This is a genomic window from Mesorhizobium sp. M1A.F.Ca.IN.020.06.1.1 (genome assembly GCF_004023265.1).
Lineage (GTDB): Bacteria > Pseudomonadota > Alphaproteobacteria > Rhizobiales > Rhizobiaceae > Mesorhizobium.
In genome coordinates this window covers 1-6,755 of the sequence record NZ_RZSR01000247.1, presented here as the reverse complement: position 1 = coordinate 6,755, position 6,755 = coordinate 1, and the positions used below count along the sequence as shown (strand labels likewise).

Genomic DNA, 6,755 nt, shown 5'->3' with positions numbered 1-6,755 from the left:
ATTCGCTGCTGGTCGAGGCACTCTATGGTGAGCTGGTGCCGGCCGCCTCCGCCGAGGCGCGGCTCGCGGCGCTGCTGCACGACGCGCCCGAATATGTCATCGGCGACATGATCTCCCCCTTCAAATCGGTGATGGGCGGCTCCTACAAGGACTGCGAGCTCAGGCTGCAGCGCGCCATCCATCAACGTTTCTCACTGCCGGCCGAGCTCGGTTCCACCTTGCGCAAGGACATCAAGCGCGCCGACCAGATCGCCGCCTATTACGAAGCGACGCTGCTTGCCGGCTTCTCGACCGCGGAGGCGACGGAGTATTTCGGCCGGCCGCGCAGCTTTTCCGCCGACCATTTCGACTTCACTCCACGCTCGGTGACCTGGGCGCAGGCGGCATTTCTGAAACGATTCGCGGCGCTGGAAGCTAAACGCCAGCCTTTTCTCGCTGCCAATTCCGTCAAATAAAAGAACGCTAAATTAACCGGCGGCCACGACAGTAAACTGTTCAGTCACGGTCGGCAGGCGCGTTCATGCCCGTTGCTCATGTCAAGGCTGGTTCGGCCGCAGTCAGGCGGAAGGCAACCGGTATTGGCCCGGTTCGACGAATAGCGGAGGAACTTCGCGCACAAAACGAGCGCTTTTCGGCCGCCGTCGAGAACATGTCGCATGGCCTGTGCATGTTCGACGCCGACGAGCGCATGATCATCTGCAACCGAAACTACATCGACCTCTTCCGCCTCGACGCCAAAGTCACGAAGCCCGGCATTCGCTTCTTCGACATCTTGCAGCACAGCGTCGAAATCGGCATCGCCTCGCAAACCGCCGAGCAGCTCTACGCCGTCCGCAAACCCTATATCGACGGCGCCAAGCCCTCGACTTATGAGGAGACGCTGGCGGACGGGCGCATCATCGTCATCTCGCATCGGCCGCTGGCCTCCGGCGGCTGGGTGTCGATCTACGAGGACGTGACCGTGCAGCGGCGCTCCGAAGAGGAACTGAAGGAGCAGCATCGCCGCTTCGACGCCGCTTTGGCCAACATGTCGCAAGGCCTGCTGATGTATGACGCCGACGGCAAGATGATCGTGCGCAATCAGCGCTTTCTCGAGCTCTACAAAGTCGCCGCGACAGATTTCCCTTTTGGAACGACACACCGCGACGCGCTCAAACGACTGCTGGAGCTCGGCATCTACACCAAGATCGACGTCGACAGCGAAGTCACCAGGACCGAAGCCTGCCTGCGAGCAGGGAAAATGCAGTCGGCTTACCGCTATCTTGCCGACGGCAGGACTTTTCTGGTGGTTCGGCAGCCGATGAGCGGCGGCGGCTGGGTCGTGACCTTCGACGATGTTACCGAGCGTCGCCGCGCCGAAGAGCGCATGACGCATCTTGCGCATCACGACACGCTGACCAACCTGCCCAACCGCTCGATGTTCCGCGAGCGCCTGGACCAGGCAATGAGCGAGGCCAAGGCCGCGCCGGTGGCGATCTTCTCGCTCGACCTCGACCGCTTCAAGGCCGTCAACGATACGTTCGGGCATCCGGCCGGCGACTGGCTGCTGAAAAGGGTGGCCGAGCGCCTGCAGCGCTGCCTGCGCAGCGACAAGGACGTGGTGGCGCGTTTCGGCGGCGACGAATTCGCCATCATTCAATCCAATATCAGAAACGCGGTCGACGCCGAAAAGCTGGCCAAGCGCATTATCGAGGTGATCGGCAAGCCTTATCGCGACAAGGGCCGCGAAATGCATGTCGGGGTGAGCCTCGGCATCGCGCTTTATCCCAGCGACGGGCAGGATGCGGATACGCTGCTCACCAATGCCGACATGGCGCTCTACCGGGGCAAGAGCGAGGGGCGCAACATCTACCGTTTCTTCGAGCCGGGCATGGATGCCATGGTGCGGGAGCGCCTGGCGCTCGAGGCCGACCTCGAGGCTGCACTCCCGAGGCGCGAGTTCGATCTGGATTTCCAGCCGATTCTCGACATCGCCTCCGGCGAGATCGTCGGCGCCGAAGCGCTGATGCGCTGGCGCTCGCCGTCGCGCGGGCTGGTGCCGCCGCAAGACTTCATCGCCGCGGCCGAAGAAACCGGGCTGATCGTGCAACTCGGCGACTGGGCGCTGCGCAAGGCCTGCGGCGTGGCGGCGGGCTGGCCGCAGGACGTGCGCATGGCGGTCAACGTCTCGGCGGCCCAGATCAAGAGCGGCGGCTTCGCCCGCAGCGTGATTGCGGCGCTCGCCTTTTCCGGCCTGCCAGCAAGCCGGCTGGAACTCGAAATCACCGAAACGGTGATGATGGACGAGAGCGACAGCGTGCTGAGGACGCTCGGGCAATTGCGCGGGCTCGGCGTGCGCATCGCGCTCGACGATTTCGGCACCGGCTATTCTTCGCTCGGTTATCTGCGGCGCTTCCCGGTCGACAAGATCAAGATCGACCGCTCCTTCATCCACGATCTCGACAAGCGCGACACGGCGGCGATCGTGCGCACGGTTATCGGGCTCGGCGCCGAGCTCGGCATCACCGTCACCGCCGAAGGCGTCGAGGCCGAAGCGCAGCTCGACATGCTGCGCAAGGCCGGCTGCGGCGAGGCGCAAGGTTTTCTGATCGGCGCGCCGGCCAGGGCCTCGGAGATGAGCCGCCTGCTGCGCTCGCAGGAAAAGCTTCGCCGATCCGGTTGATGCCAGGCACCGGTCAGCGCAGCGTCTCGAAATATTTCTCGTGGAAGCTCACATAGCCGGGTTCTACCACTTTGAGATGCCGCGCGATCAGCCGATGAAAAGCCGGCAATTGATGGAACGGCACACCCGGATAGGCGTGGTGCTCGGCATGGTAGGGCATGTTCCAGGCGAGCTTGCGCACGAGCCAGTTGGTCAGCGTCGTCCTGGTGTTTTCCAGCATATTGGCGACGAAGGGGCAGCGGCCATGCTCGGCCAACAGATAAAGCCTGAGAAAGGGCTGCCCGAGCAGCGCCGGTACGAGCCATATGTAGAGGAGCACTGTCGCCTTGAGCGAGATCGCAAGCGTCAGCACGACGAGGTAGAAGGCGATCATCGCCCGCGCTTCGGCCTGGACTTTCGGCAAGCCTTTCGACGGCACATAGCTGTCCCGGCAGCGGCCGCTGGCATTTCTGTAGAGCGTCTTGAAATGACCCCACCACACCGGCAGGCCAGACACATGGACGATGTACTGTCGCAAGGTCTCGGGCTTCGGGAAAGCCAGCTCCGGATCGTTCTGCGGGTCCTGAGTGAAGCGATGATGGGCGAAATGGAAATAGCGGAACCAGTCGGCCGGCAGCGCGATCGCCAGGCTGCAGAGCCGCGCGACGGCATCGTTCAGCCACTGCGTTTCGAAGGCCGTCCTATGCACGGTCTCATGCAGCAGCGTGAACAGGAACACGATCAGGATGCCCTGCGGCAGCATCAGAACCGGCCAGTACGGCACCTTGGCCGCGATCAGCGCGCCGAGAGCGACGATGGCGCCGAGATGGACGGCGAATTGGATGATGCCCGGCAGATCGGACTTGCCGGTCAGCCGGTTGCGCTCCTCATTGGTCAGCGAGGCGATGACGTCGCGGTGGTCGATGGTGTGGTCGATGGCGCTCATGAGGCTACCGTACTGCAGAAAGAAAGCTTTCGAAAAACGAGGAATTCTGCAAAATAGATAAGCTTAGCTTATCTTTTCGGGTCGCCATGGTCGCACTTCCCTCCCTGCGCGGACTTCAAGCCTTCGAGGCGGCGGCGCGCAGCGGCAGCTTTGCCGCAGCGGCGGAAGAGCTGTCGATTTCGGCGGCGGCGGTCAGCCAGCTCATCCGCACCGTGGAACAACAGATGGGCCGCAAGTTGTTCCACCGCGTCAACCGGCGCGTCCTGCTCACCGAAGCCGGCGTCGAGATGTTGCCGAGGCTTACCATGGCCTTCCAGGAAATCGGCAGCGTCGCGCGGGATGTAGGCGGCGATGCGTTCCGGCCGAGGCTCGTCATCTCGGTGCCGCCTTCGATGGCGATGGGCTGGCTTTCCGAACGCCTCGCCGGCTTTGTCGCCAGCCACGGCGCCGCGGATATTTCGCTGAGAGGCGAGGACGACCCTGTGCCGTTCGACCATGAGATGGTCGACATCCGGCTATCCTACGGCCCGCACTATCGCGAGCATCCGACCGAGGAGATCGCGCGGGATGCGGTCTATCCGGTCTGCGCGCCCAGCCTTGCCGGTGCAGCCAAGCCGGAAACTCTCGCCGGCCTGCCGTTGATCCACACCGACTGGGGCCCGACCGGTGCTGCCTTTCCGTCCTGGCGCAACTGGCTCGAGGCGGGGGGCATCGCGCCGGGCCGGTCGGCCCAGCGCGGCCTTTCGGCCAACTCGTCGCGGGCCGCACTCGATCTCGCCATGTCGGGATTGGGCGTGGCGCTGGCGCAAGGCATCTACTGCGCCCGGGCGCTGGAAGACGGCAGGCTGGTCCGGCCGGTTGCCCGAGCGCTGGAATTGCGCCAGCCTTATTGCCTGACGATCCCTGAACGCAGCGCAAGGCGCGATGTGCTGGCGGCGTTTCGCGAGTGGCTGATCGCGGAATGCGTGCGCGCGGTCAGGTCGCCGGCGCTCGGTGCCTAGCAGTCAGAGATGCCCGGCCAGGGCCGCGACCATGTCCTTGCTGGTGGCTACCGGAACGATCTCGAACTCCACCAGATCGGCCCATTCGATGACCCAACGCTGCAGCAGCGTGACGTCATCGGCCTCGACAAGCAGGAAGCAGCGGCTCATGTCGCCTGCGATCCAGCTATGGTGAACGACAAGCGCGTCCGGTTTCAGCCGGCCCCGATCGCGGAACCGCCGGTAGATTTCCTTGCGGTCGCAGCCGCGAAAATCCTCGACAACGAAAAACAGCATCTTGCCCCCATTCAGTTGATTGTCTTAGCCGGATTCAGCGACGCCAGGCGATCCCGTCCGGATGCAAAATGCTTTAGCGACCAGTGCGCTCCAGCCGCTCCAGGAACCATTGCGTAAGCCGCACCCAGAGCTCGTCCTTCTCGCCGGAATCCTCCCAGCCATGGTCGAGATTGGGGTTATCGTTGACCTCGATGACGAAGACGCCGTCCTTGGTTTCCTTGAGGTCGACGCCGTAGAGCCCGTCGCCGATGCAGCGCGCCGCCTTGACCGCCGTCTCGACCACGTGCGGCGGCGTCTGCTTCAGCGTGAAGGTCTTGATGCCGCCCTGATCGGGCTTGCCGTTAGCCTTGTGGTTGACGATCTGCCAGTGTTTTTTGGCCATCAGGTAATGCACGGCAAACAGCGGTTGGCCGCCGAGCACGCCGACGCGCCAATCATATTCGGTGGGGATGAATTTCTGCGCGATGAGGAGGTCGGAATCCTCCAGCCACTCGGTCGCCAGCTTTGTCAGATCGGCAAGGTTCTCGCATTTCTTGACCCCGCGCGAGAAGGATGAGTCCGGGATTTTCAGCACCAGCGGAAAGCCCAGCGTCTGGGCGGCGAGCTCCAGATCGGAGGTGCCGGCAATCATCACCGTCGGCGGTACCGGCACCTTGTTGTAGGTCATCAGCTCGTTGAGATAGACCTTGTTGGTGCAGCGGATCATCGACAGCGGGTCGTCGATCACCGGCATGCCCTCCTGCTGGGCGCGGCGCGCGAAGCGGTAGGTGTGGTTGGAGATGGATGTCGTCTCGCGGATGAACAGCGCGTCGTAATTGGCGAGCTTGGCCAAATCCTTCCTGGTGATCGGCTCGACCTCGACGCCCATCTTCTCCGCGATCCTCGCCCAGTAGCGCAGGGACGAAATCTCCGAAGGCGGCAATTCCTCATGCGGATCGACGAGCGTCGCGAACGTGTAGCGCGCCGGCGTGCGCCCCTTGGTGTCGCGCCACTCGCGGTTGGTGTAGGTCTCCAGGCATTGCAGGAAGACTTCTTCTTGCTCCTCGCTCATGCGCGCGAGCGGCAGGAAGCCGATCTTGCGGATCGAAGCCCATTCGGCGCTGTCCTTGATGTGGACCTCGAGCGCCGGCGCGCGAAACCAGTCGAACAAGAGCTTGGTGAACCGGTCCCAAACTTTCGAGGGCCCGATGCCAAAAAAGACTGCGACCTTCGTCGGAAAGGTTCCGTCAAGATCCTTGCGGCATTTGTTGAGAGCGAGCTCGAGTTCCGGCAACGCATGCTCATAGAGCTTGCGCTCCGACAGATCGATCATGGTCTCGACGGTCGGAATCACTTTGTGGCCGCGCGATCCGGCGAGCAGCGAGGCATAATAGCCGCGGCTCTGATAGCCGTAGTTGTTCGAAAGGTTGATCACCTTCGGCCGCTGGCCGCGAAACAGCGCCGGATGCGCGAGATAGTCGCGGTTGGTGATGATCTTGTGCGGCGTCGCCACCTGGTCGAGATCGTTCTGCCTGCCTGTTAGGATGACCCAGGTCATTGTGTCAGCGTTTTCCCAGGTTGATGGCGGCGCGCAACCCGTCGCGGCCGAACTGAGCCATGTTCATGAAGATGCCATAGGGCACGGGAATGTTGGCGGCGTCGAGGATGGTTTCCTGCCTTTCGTCTTCGACCCAAGGATCGTGGATGAGGATATGGTCGCCGTCGTCGCCGATGGCCAGCACCCAATGCGGCACCTTCTTGCCGAACATCAGGAAGCCGCTGATCAGCACCAGCACCAGCTTGCCCTCGGCAAGGGCGGCGCGGATGTCGTCGATGCCGAACGGACGGTAATTCACCGGGATGCCGTAAAGTTCCGCGCGCCGGCGGAAGTCGACCTGGGCGAGCTCCATCA

The 6,755-nt window shown here is 63.1% G+C and carries 7 protein-coding genes; 3 read left to right on the top strand and 4 right to left on the bottom strand.

The annotated features are described in order from the left end of the window. On the top strand, nt 1-455 hold a 455-nt coding region (locus EOA60_RS13375), incomplete at its 5' end, for a hydrolase (RefSeq protein WP_128311466.1). A 194-nt stretch (nt 456-649) separates the two neighbouring features. After that, on the top strand, nt 650-2,662 hold the full coding sequence (locus EOA60_RS13370) for an EAL domain-containing protein (protein WP_245502556.1): 2,013 nt from the start codon (nt 650-652) through the stop codon (nt 2,660-2,662). 13 nt (nt 2,663-2,675) lie between these two features. Here EOA60_RS13370 and EOA60_RS13365 read toward each other — a convergent pair whose 3' ends face one another. Further along, the gene (locus EOA60_RS13365; RefSeq protein WP_127335165.1) at nt 2,676-3,566 is read right to left on the bottom strand and encodes a fatty acid desaturase family protein; all 891 of its coding nucleotides are present in this window, start codon (nt 3,564-3,566) and stop codon (nt 2,676-2,678) included. A 107-nt stretch (nt 3,567-3,673) separates the two neighbouring features. Between EOA60_RS13365 and EOA60_RS13360 the strand changes: the two genes are divergently transcribed. Beyond that, nucleotides 3,674-4,588: a LysR substrate-binding domain-containing protein gene (locus EOA60_RS13360; protein WP_095823675.1), complete on the top strand. Its 915-nt coding sequence runs from the start codon at nt 3,674-3,676 to the stop codon at nt 4,586-4,588. 3 nt (nt 4,589-4,591) lie between these two features. Here EOA60_RS13360 and EOA60_RS13355 read toward each other — a convergent pair whose 3' ends face one another. The 3 genes from EOA60_RS13355 to EOA60_RS13345 all read right to left on the bottom strand — a co-directional run. Beyond that, nucleotides 4,592-4,864 carry a DUF3303 family protein gene (locus EOA60_RS13355; RefSeq protein WP_067321136.1) on the bottom strand — a complete coding sequence of 91 codons (273 nt, stop codon included), beginning with the start codon at nt 4,862-4,864 and terminating at the stop codon, nt 4,592-4,594. A 73-nt stretch (nt 4,865-4,937) separates the two neighbouring features. After that, nucleotides 4,938-6,401, bottom strand: coding sequence for a RimK family protein (locus tag EOA60_RS13350; RefSeq protein ID WP_067321133.1), 1,464 nt, complete (start codon nt 6,399-6,401; stop codon nt 4,938-4,940). A gap of 4 nt (nt 6,402-6,405) precedes the next feature. Further along, nucleotides 6,406-6,755, bottom strand: a 350-nt coding sequence (locus EOA60_RS13345; protein WP_206628133.1) for a peptidase C39 family protein, incomplete at its 5' end; no start/stop codon positions are given.